Here is a 25,435-nt window from a genome sequence, read left to right as displayed (position 1 = left end):
GGAGTGTTCATGCCAGCACCTCGTCAAGGGCGTCTTCAAATGCGTCGAAATCTTCGTCGGTGGCGGTCTCGGTGACGGCGATGATCATGCCGTTCTCGAGGGCCGCGATGCCCGGGTAGAGGCGGCCCATCGAGATGCCGCCGAGGATCTGCCGTTCGGCGAGCTTGCGGATGACCGAGCGCGCTTCGGTCGGCAGCTTCAACGCGAACTCGTTGAAGAAGCTGGTGGTGATCAGCTCGACGCCGGGGATGCGGCCGAGGCGCTCGGCAAGCTGGACGGCGCGGGCGTGGTTGAGGCCGGCGAGGTTGCGTAGGCCCTTTTCGCCGAGCAGGGTCAAATGGACGCTGAAGGCCAGCGCGCACAGGCCGGAGTTGGTGCAGATGTTGCTCGTCGCCTTTTCGCGGCGAATGTGTTGCTCGCGGGTGGAGAGGGTGAGCACGAAGCCGCGCTTGCCGTCGGCGTCGACGGTTTCCCCGCACAGGCGGCCCGGCATCTGGCGGACATGCTTGTCGCGGCAGGCGAACAGCCCGAGGTAGGGACCGCCGAAGTTGAGGCCATTGCCGATCGACTGGCCTTCGCCGACGACGATGTCGGCGCCCATCTCGCCGGGGGACTTGATCGCGCCGAGTGAGACGACCTCGGTGACGACGGTGATCAGCAGCGCGCCGGCCTTGTGGCAGGCGTCGGCCAAGGGGGCGAGGTCGGCGATGTGGCCGAAGATGTTGGGATTCTGGACGATGACGCACGAGGTCTGCGCGTCGATAGCGGCGATGAGCGCGTCCAGATCGTCGCCGGGCTTGCCGGGGGTGAGGTCGGGCGTGCTGGTGGCGATTTCGTCGTCGGTGAAGCGGGTCAGGGTTTTGAGGACGCCGACGTAATGTGGGTGGACGCCGGCGGAGACCAGCGCCTTGCTGCGACGGGTGACGCGGCGCGCCATGAAGACCGCCTCGGTCATCGCGGTCGAGCCGTCGTACATACTGGCGTTGGCGACATCCATGCCGAGCAGGCGGGCGACCTGCGACTGGAATTCGAACAGGACCTGGAGAGTGCCTTGGGCGATTTCGGGTTGGTAAGGGGTGTAGGCGGTGAGGAATTCGCCGCGCTGGATGATGGCGTCAACGGTGGCGGGAACGTGGTGCTTGTAGGCACCGCCGCCGACGAAGAAGGGCACGGTGCCGGCGGAGAGGTTCTTTGCGGCCATGACGCCGAGGGCGCGCTCGACGTGCATTTCGGGGGAGTGGTTGGGGAGGCCGGCAATGGGGGCTGTGAGCCGAGCGGATTCGGGGACGTCGGCGAAGAGGGCGTCGATGTCCTGGGCGCCGATGACGGTGAGCATGGCTTCGCGGTCGGGTTGGGTCAGGGGGAGGTAGCGCATTTATCGGGCTCCGGGTGGGGGACTGAATTGGTGGGATTGGGGCGTGGGGATCGAGTCACCCACCCCCGACCCCTCCGTTGACGCGAAGGCGTCGCCTGCGGCTGAAGAAGGGAGGGGAGGAGAAGAAGGGAGGGGGGAAGGAGGAAGGGACCCTCCTCCGACCCCTCCCTGAAGAGGGAGGGGGGAAGAAAGAGCTGCTGTCATTCGGCTGGCTTTCGGGCGGCGAAGCGGATGCGGACATAGTCGGCGGTCCAGTTGCCATGCTCGTCGGCGAGGATGGGGCGGAGGAGGGCGACGACCTCGTCGATGATTTGCTGGTGTTGGCTTGATGGGACGCCGGCGCTGTCGATGAAGCCGCCGCGGAAGGTTTCCAGCCATGCCGCCATGCCGGTTGGGAGGGGCGTGGGGCGGGGGATTATCTCGCAAGTGTCGACGTGGAAGCCGCCCGATTCAAGGACGGCGCGGAAGATTTCGGCGGTGGGGTAGTAGCTGGTTTCGGGGGGATCGGTGCGGAAGCCATGGGCGCCGAGGACGGCGCGGAGCGCGGTGCGGATGGCGGCGATGTTGGCGTGGCCGCCGAATTCGCCGATGTAGCGGCCGCCGGGTTTCAGCGCGGCGAGGACGCCGGCGGTGACGATGTGGGGGCTGCCGACCCAGTGGAGGGCGGCGTTGGTGAAGACGGCGTCGAATTCTTGCGTGAAGGTGAGGGTGCGGGCGTCGCCGGGGTGGGCGTTGAGGCCCTTGGCGCGGGCGGATGCGATCATCGCATGGTCGGGGTCGATGCCGAGGACCGTGGCGCCGGATTGGGCGAGTTTTTGGGTCAGGACGCCGTCGCCGCAGCCGAGATCGAGGATGTGCTCGCCGGGTTGGGGGGCGAGGAGGGTGAGGACAGCGTTGCCGAGGGCTGGGACGAAGCTGGCGTTGGCGGCGTAGAGGGTGGGGTCCCACGCGTGGGTGCCGTAGGTGGGGGGTGTGGGGGCGCTGTGCGTCATGCGGGGGCGCCTTGTTGGAGGTGGGCTTGACGCGGCGGCTGGATCCCAGCCTTCGCTGGGATGACGGGGGGGAAGGTTTGGGCTGCGGCGGAAGAAGCTGGGTCCCGGGTCGAGCCCGGGATGACAGTGTTGAGAGAGCGGGCGTTTTCTGGGACGTGCGGGAGATGGGCCCCGGCCTTCGCCGGGGTGACGGCAAAATAGTGGGAGATGCCGCCCTGTGACATCAGAGCGTGGCGAGCCAGGTCTTGTAGGCGGTTTCGTCCATCAGGCCTTCGAGCTCGGCGGCGTCGGACAGGGTGAGCTTGAAGAACCAGCCGCCGGCTTCGGGTGCGGTGTTGACCAGCGAGGGGTCTTCCGCGAGGGCGGGGTTGGGCTCGGTGACGGTGCCGGAGACGGGGGAATAGACGTCGGAGGCGGCCTTTACCGATTCGACAACGGCGGCTTCCTTGCCTTTTGCGACGACAGTGCCGGCGGCGGGGACTTCGACGAAGACGACGTCACCCAATTGGCCCTGGGCGTAGTCGGTGATGCCGACCGTTGCCGATGTGCCCGAGACGTCGAGCCATTCATGGTCCTGGGTGAAATAAAGCGTCATGTGGGGGCTCCTTCGGCGCGGACATAATTTTTGGGTTTGAAAGGCATCGGGGTAACGGTGGCGGCGAGGCGTTTGCCGCGGACCTCGATTTCGACCGCGGTGCCGTCGGCGGCGTGGGCGGCGTTCACGTACGCCATGGCGATCGGGACGCCCAACGAGGGCGAGAAGCCGCCGCTGGTTACTGTGCCAATTTGCTTGTCGCCGGAAAATACGAGTGCGCCCTCGCGGGCGGGGAGCTTGCCTTCGATGAGCAGCCCGACGCGCTTGCGGGTTGGGCCGTCGTGGAGGCGGGCCATCAGGGCGTCCGCGGCGGGGAAGCCACGTTCAATCTTGCGGCGTTTCGAGATGGCGAACTGGAGGCCGGCCTCGATGGGATCGGTGGTGGTGTCGAGGTCGTGGCCGTAGAGCGGCAGGCCGGCTTCGAGGCGGAGCGAATCGCGGGCGCCGAGGCCGATGGGTTTGACTTCGGGCTGGGCGAGCAGCGCTTCGGCGAAGGCTTCGGCGGCCGCGGCGGGGAGCGAGATTTCGTAGCCGTCTTCGCCGGTGTAGCCCGAGCGGCTGATCCAGAGGGCGTGACCGTTCCAGGTGAAGGCGGCGGCGCGCATGAAACGGAGGTCGGCGATACTGGAAGCGCCGGAAACGCCGGCGACGCCGGGGACGAGGCGATCGAGCGCGGTGACGGCCAGCGGGCCTTGCAGGGCGAGTAGTGCCCAGTCGTCACGGTAGGTGACGGTGAGGCCGTGGGCGCGAAGGTGGGCAATGTCCTCGGTTTTTACGGCGCCGTTGACGACGAGGTAGAGGTCGGCGGCGCGGCGGGTGACCATGAGATCGTCGAGGATGCCGCCGGTTTCGTCGAGGAGGAGCGAGTAGCGGAGGGCGCCGATGGCGAGCCCGGTGATGTCGCCGGGAATGAGGGTTTCGAGGGCGGTATCCTCGGCAAGCGGGAGGAGGACCTGGCCCATGTGGCTGACGTCGAACAGGCCGGCGCTGGTGCGGGTCCAGAGGTGCTCGGCGATGATGCCCCCAAATTCTCCAACGTACTGGATCGGCATTGCATAGCCGGCGAAGGGGACCATGCGCGCGCCGAGGCGGCGGTGGAGGCCGTCGAGGGGAAGTGCGAGCGTGGGATCTGTATCGGCCATGACGGGCCTTCCGGGACAGTGTTGGACATGGGGGATGAGCCCCCCGCGCCTGCCCCCACCTGTCACCGGACCTGAGAGCTTTCACGGCGCTTCAGCAGCGTCGCTTACCCCTTCGGTGGGACCCGGCCGAAGCCTGTCCACTTTCCAGAATGTCGCAAAGTACGCCAGCGCGGTCCTTTTGCCTGAGAGATTCCGGGGGCGGCTTGCTCCTTCGGCGGCGCCGGGTTTCCCCATTGCACTCTCCCGCGCTGACGCCGGAGTTGCCTCCGACGACGCACTACAAGTGCGGGAAGCGGGCCTTTAAGTCAATCACGCTGCGATGCCGCATTGGGCTATTTCGTGACTCTTGGGCGAAGCCTATTTTGTAACGTTATACGCCAGTGCCGATTCGCCGAGTTGAAAGCCGATGAGGACTTCGAAGCTGGCGGCGCGGATGGCGGCGCGGACTTCGGGGTCGGACAGCGGATCGACGGCGGCGTCGAGATCGCCGGCCTTGCGCTTGCGGTTGATCTTGGCGAGCGTTTCCGGCGGCAGCGTGGCGACGGCACGCGAGACGGTGCCGCGGGCACCGCCCTTGCCGATGGCGCGGGCCTGGCCATCGGCGAAATCGACGTTGACGGCGCCGACCTGCTTGGAAACGAGGAGGTTGCCGCCCTGGACGACGGTGGCGAAGACCGGCAGCGTGACGGTGCGGGCGCCGGCGGCCGAGGTACGGCGCGCGACGACGTCATAGGTGATGTCGGAGGTGAAGGATTCGGTGGTCTCGGAGCAGGCTTCGCGGACATTGGTCATCGTGGCGACGACATCGATGTTGGCGGCGTCCTGGCCGCTGCCGGTGAACAAGGTGGTGTCGCCGGTGTAGGTCGGGATGGCGACGGCGGGGCACGGCGAGCGCTGGACCTGGAGCGGGTTGCTCTCGCAGCCGGCGAGGACGGCGGCGCTGGCGAGGAACAGGACGGCGGTGATACGCGGGTTGGACACGGGGGATGACCTTGATGGGACGCGTGAGGGCGCGCGTACCTTTAGGCGGGCGGTTTAAGTTTGCCAACTGAGGTGGCGCTTTAGTTTCGCCACGAGAGGTGGCGCGCGGGCGAAGAAATGATTATCAGGGCGGCATCATGAACGCACCTGCTCTTGCTCCCCTCCCCCTTCCCGACCTGCTGGTGCTGGTGGCGGCGCCGCGCGGATTTTGTGCGGGCGTCGATCGCGCCATTCACATCGTCGAGCTGGCGCTGCAGCGCTGGGGCGCGCCGGTGTATGTGCGGCACGAGATCGTCCATAACCAGTTCGTCGTCGACAGCCTGAAGGCCAAGGGGGCGATCTTCGTCGAGGAATTGAACGAAGTGCCCGACGGGGTACCGGTGATATTTTCGGCGCATGGCGTACCCAAGGCAGTGCCGGCGGCAGCGGCGGCGCGGGGGCTGAACTTCCTCGATGCGACGTGCCCGTTGGTGTCGAAGGTGCACCGCCAGGCCGAGCGGCTGGTCGAGGGCGGGCGGCATATATTGTTTATCGGACACCAGGGGCATCCCGAGGTGATCGGCACGTTCGGGCAGGTGCCGGACGGGGCGATGACGCTGATCGAGACGCTCGCCGATGCGCAGGCGGTGGCGGTGACCGATCCGGAGAATTTGGGGTTTCTGACGCAGACGACGTTGTCGGTGGACGATACTGCCGACATGGTGGCGGAGTTGCAGCGGCGGTTTCCGACGATCGTCGGGCCCAAGGGCGACGATATCTGTTATGCAACGAGCAATCGCCAGGCGGCGGTGAAGGCGATGGCACCGCGGGCCGACATGGTGCTGGTGATCGGGGCGACCAATTCGTCGAATTCGCAGCGGCTGCGCGAGGTTGCCGAGCGCGAGGGGGCGGCGGCGTATCTGATCCAGCGCGCGGATGATATCCAGTGGAGCTGGTTCGAGGGGGTGACGACGCTCGGGCTGACGGCGGGAGCGTCGGCGCCGGAGGTGCTGGTGCAGGAAGTGCTGGCGCGGCTGGGACAGCGTTTCACGGTGATATCCGAGGATGTCACCACGGCTGTCGAGCAGGTGGTGTTCAAGCTGCCGCGGGCGCTGACTGCCGACTGATGGCGGTTTATACGCCGGTGACGGCCGCGGATTTGACCGCGTTTCTGCAGCGCTATGACATCGGCGTTGCGACCAGTTTCAAGGGTATTGCCGAGGGCGTCCAGAACAGCAATTTTTTGCTGGAGACCACCTGTGGCCGGTATGTGCTGACGCTGTACGAGACACGGGTGGAGATTGCGGCGCTGCCGTGGTTCTTGCGGTTGACGACCTATCTGGCTGACAAGGGGTTGCCGGTGCCGCGGCCGATTGTCGACCGGGAGGGTGTGGCCTTGCAGGTGCTGAACGGGCGGCCGGCGTGCGTGATTGCGTTCGTGACGGGGGTTTCGGTGACCGAGCCGACACCGGAACAGGCGCGGGCGGCGGGGGCGGCGATGGGGGCGTTGCACCGGGCGACGGCGGATTTCGGCGAACCCCGGGTGAATGACCTGGGGCAGCCGTTCTGGGCGGCGATGGCGGCGCGTTGTGAAGGGCGCACCGGGGAAATCGATGCGGCGTTGCCGGGGGTGATTGCGACGGGGTTGGCGGCGACGGCGGACTGGCCGGTGAGCTTGGCGAGCGCTGTCGTGCATACCGATTTGTTCCCGGACAATGTGCTGATGCTGGGCGGGGCGGTGACCGGGCTGATCGATTTCTATTTCGCCTGTACCGATTTGCGGGCGTTCGATTATGCGGTGACGCATAGCGCCTGGTGTTTCTCGGATGATGGGGCGCGGTATTTTCCGGAGCGCGCGGCGGCGTTGGCGGCGGGGTATGGCGAGACGTATGGACTGACCGAGGCGGAAGTCGCCGCCCTGCCCCGGCTGGGTGTCGGCGCGGCGCTGCGGTTCGTGCTGACGCGGGCTTATGACTGGCTCAATACGCCGGCGGATGCGCTGGTGACGAAGAAAGATCCGATGGCATTTGCACGGCGGCTGGACTGGTATGCGGCGGCGACGCCGGACATGGTGCTGGGGGTATGAGCGTCCTTGGGAGCGACCTGCCCAAAGTGGTGATTGCGACGGATGGCGCCTGCAAGGGCAATCCGGGGATCGGCGGCTGGGGGGCGTTGCTGCGCGCGGCCAACGGGACCGAGAAGGTGCTCAACGGGGCCGAGGCACACACGACCAACAATCGCATGGAGTTGACCGGGGCGATCGAGGCTTTGAAGGCGCTGACGGTGCCCGCCGAAGTGATCCTTTCGACCGACAGCAATTATGTGCGCGACGGCATCACCAAGTGGATCTTCGGGTGGAAGCGCAATGGCTGGAAGACCGCCGACAGGAAGCCGGTGAAGAATGCCGAATTGTGGCAGGCGCTGCTGGAGGCGACGGCGCGGCACAAGGTCGAGTGGCGCTGGGTGAAGGGGCATTCGGGCGATCCGGATAACGAGCGGGCGGATGCGCTGGCGAACGAGGCGATTGCGGCGATGCGGGGGCGCTGAGTAGCTTGGGTGCGGCCCCTCCCCCCCGTCGGGAGAGGGGCGGCGGCGGCCTATAGCGCGAGGGCGAGACCGACGCTGACGCGGTAGTCGTCGTCGCCGCGGGCGAGACGGGCCTCGGCGCCGAAGCGGTAGCTGAGATTGCCCTCGGCACCCTGCAACCCCACCGCACCGATCACATGGTTGCGCTCGGTCGAGGCGAGCGGGACCGTGACAGTGGCCATGCTGTGCTGCGCGGCGGCGAGGTGGGAGGTGGCGGTCGTGTCGCCGCCTTCGTTTTCCCAGACATAAGCGGCGCGCAGCGACGGTATCACCGCGGCCGACAATTCGCCGCGGAGCTCGGCGCCGGCGGACCAGCGCATCCGGTCGTAGCGTTGATCGGCATAAACGATATTGCCGAGCGAGGCGCCGGTTTCGGCATAGCCGTCGACCTTTACGTCGACATATTCGACGCCGGCGAATGGCCCGGCGCGCAGCGGTCCGAGCGGTGCCATCCAGCCGATTTCACCGGCTGCCGACCAGACATCGCCTTCGGTCTGGCCGCGTCCGGCAAGGCCCTAGGCGCCCGGCCGGCTGATCTGGTCGAACTTCAGGTCGATCGAACGCCCGCCCGAAGCCTGGCCATACAGGCCGTTGGCGAGCGCGACGCCGCCATAGACGCCGACCTTGGTGGAGGCGGCATCATAGCGGGCCTCCCAGACGGCATCGGCCGCCTGTTGATAGGCCACCGAGACACCGAGCCGCGCCGGGCCGAAGCCATAATCGGCACCCCCGGCGACGCGCAGGCCTTCGGGCCGGGCGAGCTGGAGACCGTCGCTGCGGACGATCGAATTCTGCTGCCAGCCGGTATCAATCCATAGCGAAATGCCGTTGCCATAGCCCTGGGGCTCGGTGATGCGGCGCAGGCTCGACAGGCGATCCATCAGTGGCGCGGTGATCGAGCCGACCGCCGCCGCAGTCGAGCGGACGGTACCGAGTGTGATCGGCGCGCCGTTCTGCATCGATTCGAGGGCCAGCGGATCGACATAGGTCGGCAGCGTCAGGCGATAGACGAGGACGACGCTGTCGTTGTTGCCGGTGCCGCCGGCGCCGGTCAGCCCGGCGTTGAAGGGTTGGCCGTTGATGAAGCCGTTCTGTGCCTGAAAATCATTGTCGTTGCCGACGAGCAGGAAGAAGTCCTGCGGCGCTGCGTCCTCGAGGACCGGCACCAGCCCCATGGCTTCCCATTTTTCCGACAGCGAGGTTGCGTTCGACGGCGCGGTGTTGAGGTTCATGCCGAAGCGGCCAAGCTGGACGGTATTGAGCATGTTGACGAGTTCGACCTGCTGCACCGGCTTGATGGCGGCCGACAGCGTGCCGTTGACGGCGACCGGCGCGGTGCCGGTTTCGAAGGCGGTGCCGGCGAGGTTGGTGGCGCCGGTGGTATCGACGAGCAGCACGCTTTTGAAGATCGGCGTATTGGTCACCGACGCGCCCGAGCCGCGGCCGATGCCATCGCGGGCGAGCACGAGGAACTGCGAATCGTTGAGCGCCAGCATTTCCGACTGGGCGGCGGTGCGGTTGATGACGCCATCGCCGTTCAGGGCGAAAATCGGCAATTGCAACACATAATGCCCGACCGGGTTGGTCGGCGCGGCGGCGCCGGTGATATCATACACAAGCAGGCGGGTATTGTTGCGCGTCTGCTGGTTGGCGCCGTTGGTGTCCTGCACGGTCGCCGATTGCAGGATGGTGACGAGGCGCTGGTCGTTCGGGGTGACGGCGATCGCCTCCAGCCCCTGGTTGTTGCGGCGGCCGGTGACGGGCGGGCTGACGCTGTTGAAATTGATCGCGCCGGCAGTGCGCGGCAACAGTGCCGGGACGGTCTGGATGGCGCCGATCAGCTTGCCGGCATTGCTGAAGTGATACAGGCCGGCGGCATATTCGTCGGAAATCCAGAAGCTGCCGTCGCGCTGATAGGCGATGCCCTCGGCGTCGAGGCTGATGCGGCCGGCGCCCTCGCCGTTGGCCGGGCTCGGATAGACGATACCACCGCTGGTGAGGACATTGGCGCCCGGATCCTTGCCGGTCATCGGCTTGCCGCTGGCATCGGTGAGGAAGAAGCCGCCGGTCGGCGTGATGGCGAGCTGGTTCTGCGAGGCGATCGACTGCGGCAGCGCGGCGGCGCCGGCATAGGGCGTGAAGGCCAGCGCCGAGACATGGACGCGGTTGCGATAATCGGTCGAGCCGACGAACGGGCCGACGTCGTTGGGCCCGCGATCGGGCAGCGTCGTCATGATGCCCGAATAGCTGCCGTCGGGGTTGCGGCGCCACGCCGACAGGTCGAGCGCCATCGCCGAGAAGGAACCGAGCGTTTCACCGGCGAAATCGCGGGTCGAGGCGCTGAGGCGGCCGACGCCGACAAGGCCCTTGTTGACGAAGGTCTGGCCACCCAGGACCGCGCTGCTGCTGCCGGCGGTGGTAATGATGTTGGCGGTCGGCACCACGATTGACTGGGCGACGGCGGGGACGGCAACGCCGGCCAGCAGGATCGCCGCGGACAGCGACCGGATATTTGAAGTCGACATAGAGCCCCCTCTGGTTGGTGCGTGGCGGCGTAACCGGGCCTCGTGACGCTTTGGCAACCATTTTGTTACAATTTTCTGGCAGGGCCGGGGCATGGATCGTGGACAGGCCGGCGGCCAACGTCTTTACTGGCGCCAGGGTTCGCAGCGGGGATGATTATGCAGGGCAACAACAACGACATGACGGTGACGCGGCGCCGCTTGCTGGCGGGGGCGGCACTAGCGGGCGGGACGGCAATGGTGCCGGCGGCGGCTTTCGGTGCTGTTGGCGGCGACCGTGCCAAGATCGCGGCGGCGGTCGAGACCGGCAAGGCGGCGAGCGTCGCGCGTATCCAGGACTGGATCAAGCATCCGGGGATCGCTGCCGAGAAGTGGCAGATGGATACGGCGTGCGATTACACGATGGGGCTGCTCAGGGATGCCGGCTTCCAGATGGTCAAGAAGATGCCGACCGATGGCGAGCCGGGGATTTTCGCGACGCTCGATGCTGGGGCGAAGCGGACGATGGGCATTTATTTCATGTACGACGTCAAGCAGGTCAATCCGGCCGAATGGTCGAGCCCGCCGTTCGAGGCGCGGATCGTCGACAAGCCGGGGTTCGGCAAGGTCATCGTCGGACGCGGCGCCATCAACCAGAAGGGCCCCGAAGCGGCGTTCCTGGCGGCGGTGCACGCGTTCAAGGATGCCCGCGTCAAGCTGCCGGTCAATCTGGTGCTGGTGGCCGAGGGCGAGGAGGAGATTGCCAGCCCCAATTTCCACCAGATCGTGCAGGCGCCCGAGGTGCTGAAGGCGCTGAAGAAGGCCGAGGGGGTGATCATTCCATCGGCGTGGCAGAACCAGAATGGCGGCGTGCAGATCAACCTGGGCGCCAAGGGGCCGATCGAATTCCAGCTGATCGCCAGCGGCGAGAAATGGGGACGCGGGCCCAAGGGCGACATTCATTCATCGCAGCATGCCCATGTCGACAGCCCGGTCTGGCATCTCGTGCAGGCGCTGAACACCCTGGTCGGGCCCGATGGCCATACGCCGGCGGTCGACGGCTGGTTCGACAATGTGCGGCCGCTGACGGCGCGCGAGAAGGAATTGATCGCGGCATCGGCGAAGACCAGCAGCGAGGATGAAGCCAAGCTGGCGTTGGGGGTCAAGGCGTGGATCAACGACGAGCCGTGGCAGACGTCGCTGGAGCGGCTGGCGTCGCAGCCGACGATCAACATCCAGGGGCTGGTTTCGGGCTATACCGGGCCGGGCGGCAAGACCATCCTGCCGGGGCGGGCCGAGGCCAAGCTGGAGTGCCGGCTGGTGCCGAACCAGACCGCCAAGGAGGCCGAGGCGAAGCTGCGCGCGCATCTGAAAAAGCGCGGTTTTGGCGATATCGAGGTCAATGTCTCCGGGGGGTACGACCCGACCGAGACCGCCGAGAACAGCCGGATCATCCGGGCGCAGCAAGCCGTGTACGATCGCGCCGGGGCGCCGCAGACGCTGTTCCCGCGGCTGGCGGGATCATGGCCGGGGGCGGTGTTCACCCAGCCGCCCGTGAGTTTGCCGGCGGGGCAGTTCGGGTTGGGCCATGGATCGGGAGCGCACGCGCCGAACGAGTATTTCGTGGTGGATTCGAGCAATCCCAAGGTGGCCGGGTTGACGGGGAGTACGCTGGGGTTCGTGGATTATCTTTATGAGATTTCGGTGATTAGCTGAGATTGGGGGTGAGGACTGGCTTTGGCGTCGGCGGGGGACACACCCACCCGGGCCGCGAAGGCGCGTCTCTCGCCTCCCCCCTCCAGGGGGAGGACAGTTATTGCTTGGTGTGCCAGGCGCGCTCGAAGTTGCCGTCGGGTTGTTCGACGATGACTTCGGCTTCGAGACCGGCGTCGCCGGCTTTCTGGGCGGTGTCGATGGCGATGGCGGTGGCGGCGGCGACATCGGGGTAATAGCCGTAGAGATTGCCGCGGAAGTTGACGCGCCATTGGCCGGCGTCGCTGACGACGAAATATTGTTCACGCCCCATGGCGGTAGATCCCTTGTGATTCTGGACTAGGTGGGGCGCGGCGGTGCGGGTTCAAGGCCGGATGGCGATGCAGTCGAAACCGCCGGCGGAGGCGAGGGCGCAGAGGGTGAGCGCGCTGTTCTTGTCGCCAGCACCGCCGATCTGGACGCGGATGAGGCCGGGGCGATTGGGGACGGGCTCGTAGCGCGGCGTGTAGGCGGCGAGGCCGGGCTGGCGGGATTTGATCGTGTCCCAGGCGGCGGTTGCGGCGGGTTGGCCGGTGTAGGCACCGAGCTGGATGCGCCAGCCGGAGGTCGGGATTGGCGCGGCGGATGGGGTTGCGGTTGGCGCGGTGCGGCGTTCGAGGGCGGCGATGGCGACGGGTGCGGGCGGGACCGGCGGCGGGGCGATGAAGGCTTGCTCGATGCGGACGAGCGAGGTGGTGGCAAAGGCTTCGAAGTCGGCCGAGGGGACGGCGACGGCCTCGGCGGCGATGCTGTCGGCGGCGATGCAGAAGTTTTCCTGGGCCTGGGGGCGGGCGAAACGGTTGTAAAGCGCGGTCATGTAGCGGTCGAATTCGGGCTGCCAATTGTCGCCGTGGTCGCGCCTGAATTCGGTGACTTCGGCCTGATAGGCGCTCGCGAGCAGCGATTTGCGGTCCTTGAGCATGGCGTTGTAGCGGGTGACGATGGCGCCGCCGGTCTTGCTGGTGCAGCCGAGCGCGGCGACGTTGAGCGCGGCGCGCAGGTGCCAGACACGCTCGGGACCGGTGAGCGACGGGTCGAGGCCGAGCGGGCGGCCGGCGTTGCCGGCGGGGGACGCCGCGGGGACGGACGGCGGTACAGGCTTGGGTTTCGAGGCGCAGGCGGCGACTAGGAGAAGCGCCGCTGCGGCGCAGGCACGGATGGTGAAGACAGGCTTTGGCATCGGGGGGAGCATGCCCGGGATCGCGGGGGCGGGGCAAGACCTTGTCGCTGCGGCGCTCCAGATCGGTTCGCTCAGGAACATCGTTTCGGTTGCTGCGTTTAATCATGCAGTCGTAAACGAGAAAGACTCCAATATGAAGACGCGTTTCCTGCTTGCTGCCGCCGGGGCAATGCTGATTTCGGGCGCTACAAACGCGCAAGCGCAAACCCAGCCGCAGCAGAGCGATATCCTGGGGCAGTTGCTGGGCGCGGTGTTCGGCACCAGCCCGCAGGCCAGCGAACAGACGATGGAGACCGACTGGAACCAGGGGCGCAAGCCGTTTGCCCAGCGCCGCGCCGCGCTGGATGCGCGGATCGATGCCGCCGTGCGGGCCGGGACGATGAACCGCGGCGAGGCCGAGCAGATGCGCCGCGAATACGACGATATCGTGCGGCTGGAGGCGCAGTATTCGGCCGATGGCAATGTCTCGCAGCAGCAGCGCACCGATCTGCGGAGCCGCTACCGCGCGTTGATCCAGCGGGTCGACGACACGGGGTACGGCGACGACGGCCAGGCAGACGGGAATGAGGGCGGGTACGACGAGCAATATGGTCGCTGGCCGACCCTGGCGACGCGCAGTGCCGATTTCGAGGCGCGGGTTGCGGCTGGCCTTCGCAGTCGCAGCCTGAGCCAGACGGAAGCGAACCAGTTGCGGGCCAATTTCCGCAGCGTGGCGCAGATCGAGACGGACTATGCCCGCGGCGGCATCAGCGCACGCGAGGAGGCGGACCTGCGGGCGCGTTACGATGCGCTCGATGCGCGGGTCGGCAATGTCGGATCGGGCAGCGGGTCCGGGAACGACCGGAATACGGCGCGGTGGACGCTGCTGGAGACGCGGCTGGCATCGGCGGAGCGGGCCGGCCGCATTACCCGTACGGAGGCGGTACAGGTGCGGGCGCAGCTCGGCGACCTGGCGCGGCTCGATGCGGTGTATGCGGTGGGCGGTTATTCGGCGGACCAGCGGTCTTACCTGACGCGGCGCTATGCCGATCTCGATGCGGCGCTGGGGTATAATCGCCGATAGGGATGTCTGGTGACGGCGGGTGCAATGGCGCCCGCCGCGACTGGCGGAAAGCTCAGACGGCGACGAAGCGATCGACGCCGCCGGCGTCGGTGATGCGGCGGATGCGGCCGCGTTCCTCAAGCCAATGGAGGTGGGCGACGGCTTCGCCGGTGGCGATGCCATAGTCGCTCTCGCCGATGGGCTTGCGGAACAGGGTGGCGAAGCTGTCGACGGCGGTGCGCGGCTCGGCGCAGAAGGCGGTCAGTTTTTCGAGCTTGTCGACATGGTCGTCGCGGAGCTGGTCGAGGCGGGTGTGGAGGCCGGTGAAGGGCTCGTTGTGCGCCGGCAGGACGAGGACGCCGGGGTCGATGTGGCGCAGCGTCTCGATCGATTCGAGCCAGTCGCCGAGCGGGTCGGCAAAGGGTTCGGTGGGATAGACCGAGACGTTCGAGGTGATGCGCGGCAGGACCTGGTCGCCGGAGATCATGATGCCGTCTTCGGAGACGAGGCACGAGTGCTCGGGGGCATGGCCGCGGCCGGTTACGATGCGCCATTTGCGGGCGCCGATGGTGAGCACGTCCTTGTCGCGGATGCGCTTGAAGCCCGCGGGGAGCGGGCTGACGATCTTGTGGAAATTGCCCCAGGGTTTCTGGCGGAGTTCGGCGACGGCGGCTTCGGGCCAGCCGGCGCGGATGCTGAAATCGACGGCTTCGGGGGGCGCGGAGTCGCGGACATCGAGGGTGAGGGTGCGCGCCAGCAGATATTCGGTGCGGGCGATTTCGAGCGGAATGTTCCAGCGCTCGCAGAGCCAGCCGGCGAGGCCGAGGTGGTCGGGGTGGTAATGGGTGACGATGAGCCGGGTGACGGGCTTGCCGGCGAGGGGGCCGGCGAAGAGGGTTTCCCAGTTGCGCTTGGTGCGGGGCATGTTGACGCCGGTATCGACCAGTGCCCAGCCGTCGCCGGCATCGAGCGCCCAGAGATTGATGTGATCGAGGCCGAACGGCAGCGGCATGCGGAGCCAGTGGATGCCGGGGGCGACCTCGAACAATGTGCCGGGCTCGGGGACCCAGCGGCCGAACGGATAATGGAGTCCACGCAGGTCCTGCGGCGCGCGGGATTCGGTAGGACTGGCCGGAATGCGCTCGAACGGCGCGGCGGGTTGGTCCTTCAAAGATACATCCGACATGGCCTATCCTTAGGTTGACGTTTACGGCAAGTCGACTCCTGTTGCCGATTTGCCGGATAGGACCGCGATGCATCCCAATGGCGCCTTTCGATTTCGGGCCGATGACCCGGCGCTGGCGTTCGTCGCGGCGCATGGCTTTGCGCATCTGTTCGGAATGACGCCGGATGGCCCGCGGGTGGCGCATGTGCCGTTGCTGGTGACGGAGGCGGGGACGGTGCGGTTTCATTTGGCGAAATCGAACGCGCTGGCGGCGCATCTCGATGGCGAGCCGGTGCTGGCGAGCATCGGCGGGCCGGGGAGCTATATCAGTCCGAACTGGTATGCCGATCCGGCGGCGAACGTGCCGACGTGGAATTACCGGACAGTGGAGATCGAGGGCGTGGTCAAGGCGCTCGACTGGGATGCGCTGGGCGAATTGCTCGATTTGACGGCGGCGACCTTCGAGCCGCGGGTCGGCGAGGACTGGACGATGGACAAGATGGCGCCGGCGCGGGCCGAGGCGATGATGAAGGCGATCACGGCGTATGAGCTGGTGCCCGACATCGTCAGGACGACGGACAAGGCGAGCCAGAACCGCAATGAGGACGATGCGCGGCTGGTTGTAGCGGCGCTGGAGCGGATCGGCGATACCGGCGGGGCAGCGGCGATCCGGCGGACGCGCGGATGGTGAAGCTCGCAGTTTTCGATTGCGACGGGACGCTGATCGACAGCCAGGTCAATATCCTGCGGGCGATGCGGTCGAGCTTCGAGCGGCACGGGCTGGCGGCGCCGGAGGATCATGCCGTGCGGCGGATCGTCGGGCTTTCGCTCGTTGAATCGATGATGGTGCTGGTGCCGGATGCGGAACCGGCGCTGCACGAGAGCCTGGCGCTCGATTACAAGAACGCGTTTCACCGGTTGCGCGCCGACAAGGGGCTGGATCCCGAACCACTGTATGACGGGGTGCGCGAGACGCTCGATCATCTGCGCGACAGTGGCTGGCTGCTTGGGGTGGCGACCGGCAAGTCCGATCGCGGGCTAGCGCTGGCGCTGGCGCATCATGGGCTGACGGGGCATTTCATCACGTTGCAGACCGCCGATCGGCATCCGTCGAAACCGCATCCGGGCATGTTGCTCGCGGCGCTGGCGGAGGCCGGGGCAACGACCGACGCGGCCTGCATCATCGGTGACACGGTGTTCGATATCGCCATGGGCGGCCATGCCGGGGTGCGCGCGATCGGGGTCGACTGGGGCTATCACGAGGCGGCCGAACTGATCGAAGCCGGCGCTGTCGGCGTGGCGATGGATGGCGGCGATTTGCGGAGATTGATCGATGGCTGACGATGTGCCGCCCCCGCCTCTGGCGCCTCAGCCGCTGATCCTGTCGAAGCAGGAGGCGGGAAAGCGGCTGGCAATCTATACGCTGTTCAAGCTGGTGGGGCTGGCAGCACTGTTTGCCGGGGTTTATCTGCTGCGCGGGGGCTGGTCGGTGGGCGGCGTGCTGGTGTTGGCGGCCGGGGCGGCGTCGATGTTCGTGCGGCCATGGATGCTCGGGTTGACGGTGCGGCCGGTCAAGAAATGAAGCGGTTTTACAAACTTGCGGCGGTGACCGGCGAGACGGCACCGTTCGGGGTGGCGCTCGATGGCCGGCCGTTGCGGACGCCGGCGCGGGCGTTGCTGGCGGTGCCCGCGCGGGCGCTCGCCGATGCGATCGCGGCGGAGTGGAACGGCCAGGGCGAGCAGATCGTGCCGCGATCGATGCCGCTGACCGGATTGTCGAATGCGGCGATCGATCGGGTGGCGGCCGATGTCGAGGGCTTTGCCGATGGGCTGGCGGTGTTCGCCGAGAGCGATTTGCTGGCCTATCGCACCGACGCCCCGGCCCCGCTGGTGGCGCGCCAAGCGGCCGAATGGGACCCATTGCTGGCGTGGGCGCGGCGGCGCTACGATGTCGATTTTCGGCTGGCGACGGGCATCGTCCATGTTGCCCAGCCCGAGGCGACGCTGGCGCGGGTGCGCGCGGCATACCGGGCCTTCGATGCATTCAGGCTGGCGGCGCTTAACCCCGTGGTGACGATCTGCGGTTCGGCGGTGATCGGCCTGGCGGTGGCGGAGGGCGAGATGGATGCCGGGGCGGCATGGGCAGCCGGGCATCTTGATGAGCTGTGGCAGGCCGAGCAGTGGGGCAAGGACCCGCTGGCGGAGGCGGGGCACGCCGAGCGGCAGGCCGACCTGGCGGCGGCAACGGAGTTCTTGCGGCTGCTCTAGCAGGTTCTTGCGCTGCGGGTGAGGGATGTCCGGACGAGACAGCACCCCTCACCCGCTCGCGCAAGCGCGCGAGTCGCCTCTCCCGCAGGGGGAGAGGGGTAGGTTCAGCCCGTTACGCTTCGCATGGTGCGGCGGCGGCGGCGCATGGCGGCGCCCGTCAGGCCGAAACCGGCGATGAGCAGCGCCCAGCTGGCCGGTTCGGGAACACCGTTCTGGACAGCCGATTCGACACCGAGAATGTCGAACGCCCATTCGTTGCTGCGCGGGTTGTTGGCCGTGCCCGAGACATCGGCGAAGGTGCTGGCGCCGGCGAAGGTGCCTGTGAAGACGTTGCCGGGGGCGAAGTTCGGATAGACCATGACCGAAACCCGGTAGAGGCCGGGATCGAGAACGGCGCTGAAGAACGTATCCCAGGCGCGGCCGGAGACGGCATCGGCCGCCACCAGCGACGCGCCGCCATCGTCGTTCTGGCCGACAAGGCCGCCGCCGGGCAAGGCGAACAGCGCCAGGATCGGATCGAAACCGCCGCGGGCGATGGTCTGGCCCGCCGCGTTGACACCGCCGGCATAGGACCAGCTGCGCAGGGTCACGTTCGAGGCCGCCCCGACAGTAAAGTCGAAGAACTGGACAGTGCCCGGGTTCGGCATTGATCCGGTAAACGAGAAGTCGGCCGCCGATGCAGCGGCAGAAGACAGTGCGACAGCGGCCGCAGCGACCAAGGCTGTTCTCAACATGGTTTACTCCCTTACGCGTGACGACGCCTGATTTTAGCGAAAGATAGCAGTGTTCAGCCGTTCGCCGCGTGCGATTAGGGAGGGGTTCGACTATCAATGGGAGTAGTTATTTGCCGCCGCACGACTGTCCGGGAAGGCGCCGGGCTGTCATAAAGTGAGGGCTTTACGGGTTCGCCGCGCCTGCTAAGCCTGCGCGCCATCGGACCGCCACATCGGACCAGCCAGGCAGACGGGGACCAGGATGCTCAAGACCCTTGAAGAACTCGAGCGCCGGCGCGACGCGGCGCGGGCCGGCGGCGGACCCAAGCGGGTCGAAGCCCAGCACGCCAAGGGCCGGCTGACGGCGCGCGAGCGGCTCGATATCCTGCTCGATCCGGGCTCGTTCGAGGAGCTCGACATGTACGTCGAGCATAATTGCGTCGATTTCGGCATGGCAGAGCAGAAGTTTCCGGGCGATGGCGTGGTCACCGGGTCGGGCACGATCAATGGCCGGCTGGTCTTTGTATTTTCGCAGGACTTCACCGTGTTCGGTGGTTCGCTGTCCGAGCGTCATGCGCAGAAGATCTGCAAGATCATGGACATGGCGATGAAGGTCGGCGCGCCGGTGATCGGCTTGAACGATTCCGGCGGCGCGCGCATCCAGGAGGGCGTCGCGTCGCTGGGCGGCTATGCCGAGGTGTTCCAGCGCAACGTGCTGGCATCGGGGGTGATCCCGCAGATCTCGCTGATCATGGGGCCGTGCGCGGGCGGTGCCGTCTATTCGCCGGCGATGACCGACTTCATCTTCATGGTGAAGGATTCGAGCTATATGTTCGTGACCGGGCCCGACGTGGTGAAGACGGTCACCAACGAAGTCGTCACGCAGGAAGACCTGGGCGGGGCGATCACCCATACCACCAAATCGGGCGTTGCCGACGTGGCGATGGAGGACGATGTCGACGCGCTGCTGCGGACGCGGCTGTTCTTCGATTTCCTGCCGCTCAACAACCGCGACGGGTCGCCGTATCGGCCGAGTGCCGATGACCCGGCGCGGATCGAGGCCAGCCTCGACACGCTGGTGCCGCCGAGCGCCAACAAGCCGTACGACATGCACGAGCTGATCCGGAAGGTCGCCGACGAGGGCGAATTCTTTGAATTGCAGCCGTTTCATGCCGGCAACATCATCATTGGGTTTGCACGGATCGAGGGCCATACCATCGGTATCGTCGCCAACCAGCCGATGGTGCTGGCGGGCTGCCTCGACATCAATTCATCGAAGAAGGCGGCGCGGTTCGTGCGGTTCTGCGATGCGTTTTCGATCCCGATCGTGACCTTTGTCGACGTGCCGGGGTTTTTGCCGGGCGTTGCGCAGGAACATAACGGCATCATCAAGCACGGCGCCAAGCTGTTGTTCGCCTATGCCGAGGCGACGGTGCCCAAGATTACCGTCATCACCCGCAAGGCCTATGGCGGCGCCTATGACGTGATGTCGTCGAAGCATCTGCGCGGCGATTTGAACTATGCCTGGCCGACCGCCGAGATCGCGGTGATGGGTGCCAAGGGGGCGGTCGAGATCATCTTTCGCGGGAAATCGCGCGAGGAGATCGCCGAGCGGACGGCGGAGTATGAGGCGCGCTTTGCCAATCCATTCGTGGCGGCGTCGAAGGGTTTTGTCGACGAGGTGATCATGCCGCATTCGACGCGCAAAAGGATCGCCGTCGGGTTGCAGAAGCTGCGCACCAAGAAGCTTGTGAATCCCTGGAAGAAGCATGACAATATCCCGCTTTAGGGAGCTTTGCCGAGCAATGCATTGCATGACGGGTTGAGCCTGGCGGGAGGCACGGTGGATGTTGAAACAAGTTCAGCATGACGAGGGTTTTCGTGCGGATGCCGGCCGAATGCCCCCTGTCTGAACCGGCAGGCTGGGCAGGCCGGCCTTGCAAGGTGCGCCGTGCCGGGTAAGGGAGGGCGCCTGTCTTCATGGGGGCACGCGTTGTTCAAGAAAATCCTTATCGCCAACCGCGGCGAGATTGCCTGCCGGGTCATCCGATCGGCGCGGGCGATGGGCATCGCCACGGTTGCGGTCTATTCCGACGCCGATGCGACCGCGCTGCATGTGCGGATGGCGGATGAAGCCGTGCATATCGGTGCATCGCCGGCGGCGGAGAGTTACCTGGTTGCCGACAAGATCATTGCGGCGTGCAAGGCGACCGGCGCCGAGGCGGTGCATCCGGGTTACGGATTTTTGTCGGAGCGGGCGTCGTTCGTCGAAGCGTTGAGCGCTGCCGGCATCGCCTTTATCGGGCCCCCTGCCCCGGCGATCGCGGCGATGGGCGACAAGATCGAGTCGAAGCGGCGCGCCAAGGCGGCGGGCGTTTCGGTGGTGCCGGGCTTTGTCGGCGAGATCGACGGCACCGAGCATGCGGTCGAGATTGCGGCGGGCGTCGGTTATCCGGTGATGATGAAGGCGTCGGCGGGCGGCGGCGGCAAGGGCATGCGGCTGGCGTGGAACGAGGCCGATGTGCGCGAGGGCTTCGAGAGCGTCAAGCGCGAGGCGCTGGCGAGTTTCGGCGACGACCGGGTGTTCATCGAGAAGTTCGTCGAGCAGCCTCGGCATATCGAGATCCAGCTGATCGGGGATTCGCACGGCAATGTGATTTATCTCAACGAGCGCGATTGCTCGATCCAGCGGCGCCACCAGAAGGTCGTCGAGGAAGCGCCGTCGCCATTCGTGACACCCGAGATGCGCCGCGCGATGGGCGAGCAGGCGGTCGCGCTGGCCAAGATCGTCGGCTACACCAGCGCCGGCACTGTCGAGTTCATCGCCGGGGCGGATCGCAGTTTCTACTTCCTCGAGATGAATACGCGGCTGCAGGTCGAGCATCCGGTGACCGAGTGCATCACCGGGCTGGACCTGGTCGAATTGATGATCCGGGTGGCGGCGGGCGAGGCTTTGCCGTTCACGCAGGACGATGTGAAGCTCGATGGCTGGGCGATCGAGACGCGGGTCTATGCCGAGGATCCGTATCGCGGGTTCCTGCCCTCCATCGGCCGGCTGAGCTCGTATGTCCCGCCCGAAGAGGGCCGCGATGGCATGGCGCGGGTGCGGATCGATACCGGCGTCACCGAGGGTGCCGAGATCTCGATGTTCTACGATCCGATGATTTCCAAGCTGATCACCCATGCGCCGACGCGGGCCCAGGCGATCAAGGCGCAGGCCGATGCGCTGGATCGGTACCTGATCCGCGGCATCAGCCACAATATCGATTTCCTGTCGGCGATCATGGCGCACGCGCGGTTCCAGGCCGGCGACAATGTGACGACCGGCTTCATCGCCGAGGAATATCCTGACGGGTTCGTCGGCGCGCCGGTCGATGCCGGGACGCGGACGGCGATTGCGGCAGCGGCCGGCGTGGTGCGCGCGATCGAGGCCGAGCGGGCACAGTTGATCGACGGGCAGCTTTCGGGCCACGGCGCCGAATATGGCGAGGAGTGGGTTGTCGAGCTTGGCGGCGAACAGATCCCGGTCAGCGTCAGCGGCGACGGCTCGCGGTACGAGGTCGAAGTGGGCGGCGATGTTATCGGCGTAGCAACCGACTGGCGGATCGGCTCGGTGCTGTTCGAAGGCGAGATCGGCGGCGAAGCGCGGTCGATGACGATCGAAAAGGCTGGCAGCGGCATGAAGGTGACGACGCGCGGCGCCGCCCACCGGGTGCGGGTGCTGACGCCGCGGGCGGCCGAGCTGGCGAACTTCATGATCGCCAAGGTGGCGCCCGATATGAGCCGGTTCCTGCTGTGCCCGATGCCGGGGCTGGTGGTGTCGGTGGCGGTGGCCGAGGGCGACAAGGTCGAGGCCGGGCAGCAGTTGGCGACCGTCGAGGCGATGAAGATGGAGAATATCCTGCGCGCCGAAAAGTCGGGGACGATCGGCAAGGTTCATGCCGCGGCGGGGGATTCGCTGGCGGTGGATGCAATTATTCTCGAGTTTGCATCCTAGACGCGGTTCGAGGCAGACGCTGCCTGTTAGCCGCGCGGTATCAATAGGGCGGTAGACGCCTAGCGCGCTGGGCGATGGTGGCTTCGGTCCACCAGGCGAGGTCGTCGGCAAAGCGGGCAAAGGCGCGTTCGAGGGCCTCGCCGGCATCGCCGATGGGCTGGCCGGCCGGATCCAGGGTGTCGGCGATCGGGCCGACCGTGAGCGTCGACGAGACGACCGCCATGCCCATTTCGGCGAGAATACCGTGCCAGGCGGAGTTCGCGCGCGCGCCTGCCAGTCGCCCGGCGGAATAGCTGGCAATGGCCGCCGGGCGCCAGAACCATTCCTCGAGAAAATGGTCGGTGAGGTTCTTGAGGCCGGGCTGGACACCCCAGTTATATTCGCCCGTGACGAAGACGAAAGCGTCTGCGGCGCGGATCTTTGCGGCGAGTGCGGCCATTTCCGGCGGTGCAGTGCCGGCGGGATATTCCTTGAACATGCGGTCGAGCATCGGCAGGCCGACGGCCCTGGCGTCGATCAATTCGGGCGTGTCGCCGCGGGCTGCCAGCCGGGCGACGAGATAGTCGGCAAGGCGAATGCCGGCGCGGTCGCTGCGGTAGGATCCGTAGAATACCAGGATATTAGCCATGTTCTGTCTGCTTCCTCGAGTGTGATCGGGCCTGTTGCGGGCTTTTATCCCATGAGAATAGAGGCGGCGCCATTGCAGCGACCAGGATCGCACCGGCCTACAAACGTGGCGAAAGTTACTTGGGCCTACAGGCCGGGTGCGGGCTCCACGCTTCGAGGACGGCTCTGGAAACAGTCAGTTAAAGCGATTCCTAAATAGTGTCGAACGGGCGAGATGGTGGCAGTAAACGGTTTGCCTAGTCGCCGCGACTGCATCTACCATAAGCGATAAAGTTGATACAGCAGTACGGCGCGTCGCTATTTGCAATCTGTGGGTGTTGCCCGCCGCGTTCCGCCGACAGCAGAGGCTGCTGTTCCAGACTTGGTCGCCAGTGCCTGTTTGGGAGTCAGCCTGCCGCGGTCTGTCGTTACCGACAACGTGAGTACGAGGGCGAAGTCGCGTTTGCCTTTGGCGCATCGAAGATCGTCGGCGACCAGACGGTGTTGAAGGCGGGTGCGACGTTCAGCACGCGCGGGCCATCGGGCTTCAATGCCGGCGTCGGATACCAGTTCTAACCACGTCCCCAAGGGGTCGCAGGCAAACGCCGGGGGTCATTCCCCGGCGTTTGTTTGCGTGCTCGGTCAGAGGGTTACGCCTTCGTGGGAGAGCAGCCAGGCCTTGCGTTCGACGCCGCCGGCGTAACCGGTGAGGGTGCCCGAGGCGCCGATGACGCGGTGGCACGGCACGACGATGCCGATCGGGTTGAGGCCGTTGGCGAGGCCGACGGCGCGGGCGGCACCGGGCATGCCGAGTTGGGCGGCAAGGGCGCCATAGCCTTGGGTGCGGCCGGCGGGAATCTGGCGGAGGGCGGCCCAGACGCTGCGCTGGAACTCGGTGCCGGCGGTGGCGATCGGGATGGTGTCGAGGGCGGTGAGGTCGCCGGCGAAATAGGCGTCGAGGGCGGTCACTATCGCGGCGGGGGTTTCGGATTCGGTTAGCGTGAAATGGCCGTAGTGGCGCGCCAGTAGGCGGCGCATGCGTTCCTCGAAGTCAATGAAATCAAGGGCTCGGAGGGTATTTTCGGGGTCGGTTACGACCAGCAATTCGGCGACGGGCGACATGTAGCGGGACAGTTTGAGGTGCTTTTCGGGTACTCCGAGGGTCTGTTTGCGGCGTGTTTTGGGAGATTGGCCGTGGACGGCGGCAAAAACCTCGTTGAAGCGGCGGACGCTGCCGAAACCGGCCTCGGCGGCGATCTGCGCCATTGTCAGTTTTCCGGCGTCGATGAGGGTGACGGCGGCGGCGAGGCGCCTGGCCTGCGCGACCGCGACGGGAGAGACGCCGAGATGGCGCTGGAAGAGGCGGCGGACCTGGCGGGCGCCGACGCCGAGCTTGTCGCCCAGATCTTCTACAAGGCGTGCTTCAACAGGGACCGGAGCGTCGCTGCTGTCGAGGGCGCCGGCGTCGATCAGTGCGAGGGCGCGGCGGACGCTGGTGGCGGTGCCGTTCCAGGCCGGGGAGCCAGGGGCGGATTCGGGGCGGCAACGCTTGCAGGCGCGGAAATCGGCGGCGACAGCGGCGGCGGCGGTTTCGTGGAAGGTGCAGTTCTTGAATAATGGCGTGCGGGCGGGGCAGACGGGGCGGCAATAGATGCCGGTGCTGGTGACGCCGGTGAAGAATTGCCCGTCATGGCTGCGGTCACGACGCTGAATCGCAGCGTAGCAGGTTTCGAGGTCGGGGATACTCATACGGGAGTTGTAGCGCCGCCGTGCCGTGAAGTCTGGCGGTTTTCGGACCTGATGCGTTGTGCGCTGTGTCCCCCTCCCTAACCGAGGAAGGGGGAAAGCAGGGTCAGGCGGCGACGATTGCCTGGCGGCGACGGCGCATCGCGGCACCGGTGAGGCCGAAGCCGGCGATGAGCAGCGCCCAGCTGGCGGGTTCAGGAACGGCGGTGCCGGCGGTGAAGCCGAAGTTCTCGAGAACGATGCCGTCCCCGGTGCCGGTGGTGATCTGGTAGATGCTGAAGCTCTTGATGCCGGCGCTGGCGAAGTTGAGATCAAAGAATGAGCCCACGCCGGCACCCGAGCCGACCACAGTGTCAAAGCCGAGCAGGGCGCCGCTGGCATCGAAAGCATCGATGCGAAGACCGTTGACGCCGACCTCGATACCGCGGATCTAGATGGCCGATGCCAGCGCCGTGAAGCTGCCGGTCACAGCGTTGCCTGACCCGAATACATAGGTGCCGGGCGCGCGGATGGCGAGGCTGCCCGAGGTGCCGGCGAGGCTGAAATTACCGGTGAACTGGGCATTGCCGAAGGTGACGCCCTGTGCCGCGTAGAAGCCGCCCACCAGGGTATTGGCCGAGCCGGTGTCGAAATCGATGGTGACGGCGGCGGCAGGCAGTGCAGCAACGGCCATGACGGCGGCAAGAGAGATTTTGGTAATGAAGCGCATGATGTACCCCCTTAAAAACCGGAGCCCCCGGCTGGTTACTGCGCGCTAACGAATGTCCAACATCTGTCAACCAAATGTAAAGAGTGTCCGTCGAAAAGATTTTCGA

General features: G+C 66.4%; 25 protein-coding genes, 2 pseudogenes and 2 riboswitches. Of the genes and pseudogenes, 12 read left to right on the top strand and 15 right to left on the bottom strand.

Annotated elements, in window-relative coordinates; genetic code table 11:
* Positions 1-7: 7 nt before the first annotated feature.
* The 5 genes from gcvPA to IEW98_RS00780 all read right to left on the bottom strand — a co-directional run bounded on the left by gcvPA (position 8) and on the right by IEW98_RS00780 (position 5,085).
* Positions 8-1,375 (bottom strand): aminomethyl-transferring glycine dehydrogenase subunit GcvPA, encoded by a 1,368-nt coding sequence (gene gcvPA, locus IEW98_RS00800; RefSeq protein WP_188761029.1) that lies wholly within the window; start codon positions 1,373-1,375, stop codon positions 8-10.
* Between the two features lie 200 nt (positions 1,376-1,575).
* Positions 1,576-2,367 carry a class I SAM-dependent methyltransferase gene (locus IEW98_RS00795; protein WP_188761028.1) on the bottom strand — a complete coding sequence of 264 codons (792 nt, stop codon included), beginning with the start codon at positions 2,365-2,367 and terminating at the stop codon, positions 1,576-1,578.
* A gap of 223 nt (positions 2,368-2,590) precedes the next feature.
* A complete protein-coding gene (gcvH, locus tag IEW98_RS00790) occupies positions 2,591-2,962 on the bottom strand; it encodes a glycine cleavage system protein GcvH (protein ID WP_188761027.1) in 372 nt (123 codons plus the stop codon).
* Positions 2,959-4,104, bottom strand: a complete 1,146-nt coding sequence (gcvT, locus tag IEW98_RS00785; protein WP_188761026.1) for a glycine cleavage system aminomethyltransferase GcvT — start codon at positions 4,102-4,104, stop codon at positions 2,959-2,961. Before gcvT ends, gcvH begins: the two co-directional genes overlap by 4 nt.
* Before the next feature lie 49 nt (positions 4,105-4,153).
* Positions 4,154-4,262, bottom strand: a riboswitch (glycine riboswitch).
* A 2-nt stretch (positions 4,263-4,264) separates the two neighbouring features.
* A riboswitch (glycine riboswitch) is annotated at positions 4,265-4,360 on the bottom strand.
* A 101-nt stretch (positions 4,361-4,461) separates the two neighbouring features.
* On the bottom strand, positions 4,462-5,085 hold the full coding sequence (locus IEW98_RS00780; protein WP_188761025.1) for a hypothetical protein: 624 nt from the start codon (positions 5,083-5,085) through the stop codon (positions 4,462-4,464).
* Positions 5,086-5,222: 137 nt separating this feature from the next.
* Here IEW98_RS00780 and ispH point away from each other — a divergent pair, with 137 nt between their 5' ends.
* From ispH to rnhA, 3 genes are read left to right on the top strand one after another with little or no spacing between them, the layout of a single operon-like run.
* A complete protein-coding gene (gene ispH / locus IEW98_RS00775) occupies positions 5,223-6,191 on the top strand; it encodes a 4-hydroxy-3-methylbut-2-enyl diphosphate reductase (RefSeq protein WP_188761024.1) in 969 nt (322 codons plus the stop codon).
* On the top strand, positions 6,191-7,150 hold the full coding sequence (gene thrB, locus IEW98_RS00770; protein ID WP_188761023.1) for a homoserine kinase: 960 nt from the start codon (positions 6,191-6,193) through the stop codon (positions 7,148-7,150). The genes ispH and thrB overlap by 1 nt, the downstream gene beginning before the upstream one ends.
* Positions 7,147-7,611 carry a ribonuclease HI gene (gene rnhA, locus IEW98_RS00765; RefSeq protein ID WP_188761022.1) on the top strand — a complete coding sequence of 155 codons (465 nt, stop codon included), beginning with the start codon at positions 7,147-7,149 and terminating at the stop codon, positions 7,609-7,611. Before thrB ends, rnhA begins: the two co-directional genes overlap by 4 nt.
* A 50-nt stretch (positions 7,612-7,661) precedes the next feature.
* On the opposite strand, the pseudogene IEW98_RS00760 reads toward rnhA, so the two are convergent.
* Positions 7,662-8,141, bottom strand: a pseudogene (locus tag IEW98_RS00760) (autotransporter domain-containing protein); the annotation flags it as partial.
* Between the two features lie 24 nt (positions 8,142-8,165).
* Complete coding sequence (locus tag IEW98_RS00755) at positions 8,166-10,175, bottom strand: esterase-like activity of phytase family protein (RefSeq protein WP_188761021.1); 2,010 nt, start codon at positions 10,173-10,175, stop codon at positions 8,166-8,168.
* Between the two features lie 150 nt (positions 10,176-10,325).
* On the opposite strand from IEW98_RS00755, the gene IEW98_RS00750 reads away from it, so the two are divergent.
* Complete coding sequence (locus IEW98_RS00750) at positions 10,326-11,867, top strand: M20/M25/M40 family metallo-hydrolase (protein WP_243450484.1); 1,542 nt, start codon at positions 10,326-10,328, stop codon at positions 11,865-11,867.
* A gap of 97 nt (positions 11,868-11,964) precedes the next feature.
* On the opposite strand, the gene IEW98_RS00745 is transcribed toward IEW98_RS00750, so the two are convergent.
* Both IEW98_RS00745 and IEW98_RS00740 read right to left on the bottom strand, forming a co-directional pair.
* Entirely contained in the window at positions 11,965-12,177 is a 213-nt protein-coding gene (locus IEW98_RS00745) for a DUF2188 domain-containing protein (RefSeq protein WP_188761020.1), read from the bottom strand.
* Positions 12,178-12,228: 51 nt separating this feature from the next.
* Positions 12,229-13,083: an SPOR domain-containing protein gene (locus tag IEW98_RS00740; RefSeq protein ID WP_188761019.1), complete on the bottom strand. Its 855-nt coding sequence runs from the start codon at positions 13,081-13,083 to the stop codon at positions 12,229-12,231.
* Between the two features lie 133 nt (positions 13,084-13,216).
* Here IEW98_RS00740 and IEW98_RS00735 point away from each other — a divergent pair, with 133 nt between their 5' ends.
* The gene (locus IEW98_RS00735) at positions 13,217-14,146 is read left to right on the top strand and encodes a hypothetical protein (protein ID WP_188761018.1); all 930 of its coding nucleotides are present in this window, start codon (positions 13,217-13,219) and stop codon (positions 14,144-14,146) included.
* 52 nt (positions 14,147-14,198) lie between these two features.
* On the opposite strand, the gene IEW98_RS00730 is transcribed toward IEW98_RS00735, so the two are convergent.
* On the bottom strand, positions 14,199-15,311 hold the full coding sequence (locus IEW98_RS00730; protein WP_188761017.1) for an MBL fold metallo-hydrolase: 1,113 nt from the start codon (positions 15,309-15,311) through the stop codon (positions 14,199-14,201).
* 67 nt (positions 15,312-15,378) lie between these two features.
* Here IEW98_RS00730 and IEW98_RS00725 point away from each other — a divergent pair, with 67 nt between their 5' ends.
* From IEW98_RS00725 to IEW98_RS00710, 4 genes are read left to right on the top strand one after another with little or no spacing between them, the layout of a single operon-like run.
* Entirely contained in the window at positions 15,379-15,981 is a 603-nt protein-coding gene (locus IEW98_RS00725; RefSeq protein WP_188761016.1) for an FMN-binding negative transcriptional regulator, read from the top strand.
* Complete coding sequence (locus tag IEW98_RS00720; RefSeq protein WP_188761015.1) at positions 15,975-16,631, top strand: HAD-IA family hydrolase; 657 nt, start codon at positions 15,975-15,977, stop codon at positions 16,629-16,631. Before IEW98_RS00725 ends, IEW98_RS00720 begins: the two co-directional genes overlap by 7 nt.
* A complete protein-coding gene (locus tag IEW98_RS00715; RefSeq protein WP_188761014.1) occupies positions 16,624-16,872 on the top strand; it encodes a hypothetical protein in 249 nt (82 codons plus the stop codon). Before IEW98_RS00720 ends, IEW98_RS00715 begins: the two co-directional genes overlap by 8 nt.
* Positions 16,869-17,558 (top strand): ATP12 family chaperone protein, encoded by a 690-nt coding sequence (locus tag IEW98_RS00710; RefSeq protein ID WP_188761013.1) that lies wholly within the window; start codon positions 16,869-16,871, stop codon positions 17,556-17,558. The genes IEW98_RS00715 and IEW98_RS00710 overlap by 4 nt, the downstream gene beginning before the upstream one ends.
* Before the next feature lie 104 nt (positions 17,559-17,662).
* Here IEW98_RS00710 and IEW98_RS16270 read toward each other — a convergent pair whose 3' ends face one another.
* A complete protein-coding gene (locus IEW98_RS16270) occupies positions 17,663-18,292 on the bottom strand; it encodes a DVUA0089 family protein (protein ID WP_243450483.1) in 630 nt (209 codons plus the stop codon).
* A 241-nt stretch (positions 18,293-18,533) separates the two neighbouring features.
* Between IEW98_RS16270 and IEW98_RS00700 the strand changes: the two genes are divergently transcribed.
* Positions 18,534-20,060, top strand: coding sequence for an acyl-CoA carboxylase subunit beta (locus IEW98_RS00700; protein WP_188761012.1), 1,527 nt, complete (start codon positions 18,534-18,536; stop codon positions 20,058-20,060).
* A 204-nt stretch (positions 20,061-20,264) separates the two neighbouring features.
* On the top strand, positions 20,265-22,268 hold the full coding sequence (locus IEW98_RS00695) for an acetyl-CoA carboxylase biotin carboxylase subunit (protein WP_188761010.1): 2,004 nt from the start codon (positions 20,265-20,267) through the stop codon (positions 22,266-22,268).
* 40 nt (positions 22,269-22,308) lie between these two features.
* On the opposite strand, the gene IEW98_RS00690 is transcribed toward IEW98_RS00695, so the two are convergent.
* Positions 22,309-22,896: an NADPH-dependent FMN reductase gene (locus IEW98_RS00690; protein WP_188761008.1), complete on the bottom strand. Its 588-nt coding sequence runs from the start codon at positions 22,894-22,896 to the stop codon at positions 22,309-22,311.
* Between the two features lie 272 nt (positions 22,897-23,168).
* On the opposite strand from IEW98_RS00690, the gene IEW98_RS16860 reads away from it, so the two are divergent.
* Complete coding sequence (locus tag IEW98_RS16860) at positions 23,169-23,450, top strand: YadA C-terminal domain-containing protein (RefSeq protein ID WP_188761007.1); 282 nt, start codon at positions 23,169-23,171, stop codon at positions 23,448-23,450.
* Between the two features lie 66 nt (positions 23,451-23,516).
* On the opposite strand, the gene IEW98_RS16665 is transcribed toward IEW98_RS16860, so the two are convergent.
* The 3 genes and pseudogenes from IEW98_RS16665 to IEW98_RS00670 form a co-directional block, all read right to left on the bottom strand.
* Entirely contained in the window at positions 23,517-24,623 is a 1,107-nt protein-coding gene (locus IEW98_RS16665) for a bifunctional transcriptional activator/DNA repair enzyme AdaA (protein ID WP_188761006.1), read from the bottom strand.
* 103 nt (positions 24,624-24,726) lie between these two features.
* Positions 24,727-24,828, bottom strand: a pseudogene (locus IEW98_RS16855) (PEPxxWA-CTERM sorting domain-containing protein); the annotation flags it as partial.
* A gap of 222 nt (positions 24,829-25,050) precedes the next feature.
* Positions 25,051-25,329, bottom strand: a complete 279-nt coding sequence (locus tag IEW98_RS00670) for a hypothetical protein (protein WP_188761005.1) — start codon at positions 25,327-25,329, stop codon at positions 25,051-25,053.
* Positions 25,330-25,435: the final 106 nt, after the last annotated feature.

The organism is Sandarakinorhabdus glacialis (assembly GCF_014643455.1).
Lineage (GTDB): Bacteria > Pseudomonadota > Alphaproteobacteria > Sphingomonadales > Sphingomonadaceae > Sandarakinorhabdus > Sandarakinorhabdus glacialis.
The sequence above is the reverse complement of the archived record's forward strand: the minus strand, read 5'-3'. Positions and strand labels throughout refer to the sequence as shown.

Bases quoted from the DNA above. Each gene is read 5' to 3' on its own strand.
- gcvPA (WP_188761029.1), bottom strand. From the start codon at position 1,375: ATGCGCTACCTCCCCCTGACCCAACCCGACCGCGAAGCCATGCTCACC.
- IEW98_RS00795 (WP_188761028.1), bottom strand. From the start codon at position 2,367: ATGACGCACAGCGCCCCCACACCCCCCACCTACGGCACCCACGCGTGG.
- gcvH (WP_188761027.1), bottom strand. From the start codon at position 2,962: ATGACGCTTTATTTCACCCAGGACCATGAATGGCTCGACGTCTCGGGC.
- gcvT (WP_188761026.1), bottom strand. From the start codon at position 4,104: ATGGCCGATACAGATCCCACGCTCGCACTTCCCCTCGACGGCCTCCAC.
- ispH (WP_188761024.1), top strand. From the start codon at position 5,223: ATGAACGCACCTGCTCTTGCTCCCCTCCCCCTTCCCGACCTGCTGGTG.
- thrB (WP_188761023.1), top strand. From the start codon at position 6,191: ATGGCGGTTTATACGCCGGTGACGGCCGCGGATTTGACCGCGTTTCTG.
- rnhA (WP_188761022.1), top strand. From the start codon at position 7,147: ATGAGCGTCCTTGGGAGCGACCTGCCCAAAGTGGTGATTGCGACGGAT.
- IEW98_RS00755 (WP_188761021.1), bottom strand. From the start codon at position 10,175: ATGTCGACTTCAAATATCCGGTCGCTGTCCGCGGCGATCCTGCTGGCC.
- IEW98_RS00750 (WP_243450484.1), top strand. From the start codon at position 10,326: ATGATTATGCAGGGCAACAACAACGACATGACGGTGACGCGGCGCCGC.
- IEW98_RS00745 (WP_188761020.1), bottom strand. From the start codon at position 12,177: ATGGGGCGTGAACAATATTTCGTCGTCAGCGACGCCGGCCAATGGCGC.
- IEW98_RS00740 (WP_188761019.1), bottom strand. From the start codon at position 13,083: ATGCCAAAGCCTGTCTTCACCATCCGTGCCTGCGCCGCAGCGGCGCTT.
- IEW98_RS00735 (WP_188761018.1), top strand. From the start codon at position 13,217: ATGAAGACGCGTTTCCTGCTTGCTGCCGCCGGGGCAATGCTGATTTCG.
- IEW98_RS00730 (WP_188761017.1), bottom strand. From the start codon at position 15,311: ATGTCGGATGTATCTTTGAAGGACCAACCCGCCGCGCCGTTCGAGCGC.
- IEW98_RS00725 (WP_188761016.1), top strand. From the start codon at position 15,379: ATGCATCCCAATGGCGCCTTTCGATTTCGGGCCGATGACCCGGCGCTG.
- IEW98_RS00720 (WP_188761015.1), top strand. From the start codon at position 15,975: ATGGTGAAGCTCGCAGTTTTCGATTGCGACGGGACGCTGATCGACAGC.
- IEW98_RS00715 (WP_188761014.1), top strand. From the start codon at position 16,624: ATGGCTGACGATGTGCCGCCCCCGCCTCTGGCGCCTCAGCCGCTGATC.
- IEW98_RS00710 (WP_188761013.1), top strand. From the start codon at position 16,869: ATGAAGCGGTTTTACAAACTTGCGGCGGTGACCGGCGAGACGGCACCG.
- IEW98_RS16270 (WP_243450483.1), bottom strand. From the start codon at position 18,292: ATGTTGAGAACAGCCTTGGTCGCTGCGGCCGCTGTCGCACTGTCTTCT.
- IEW98_RS00700 (WP_188761012.1), top strand. From the start codon at position 18,534: ATGCTCAAGACCCTTGAAGAACTCGAGCGCCGGCGCGACGCGGCGCGG.
- IEW98_RS00690 (WP_188761008.1), bottom strand. From the start codon at position 22,896: ATGGCTAATATCCTGGTATTCTACGGATCCTACCGCAGCGACCGCGCC.
- IEW98_RS16665 (WP_188761006.1), bottom strand. From the start codon at position 24,623: ATGAGTATCCCCGACCTCGAAACCTGCTACGCTGCGATTCAGCGTCGT.
- IEW98_RS00670 (WP_188761005.1), bottom strand. From the start codon at position 25,329: ATGCGCTTCATTACCAAAATCTCTCTTGCCGCCGTCATGGCCGTTGCT.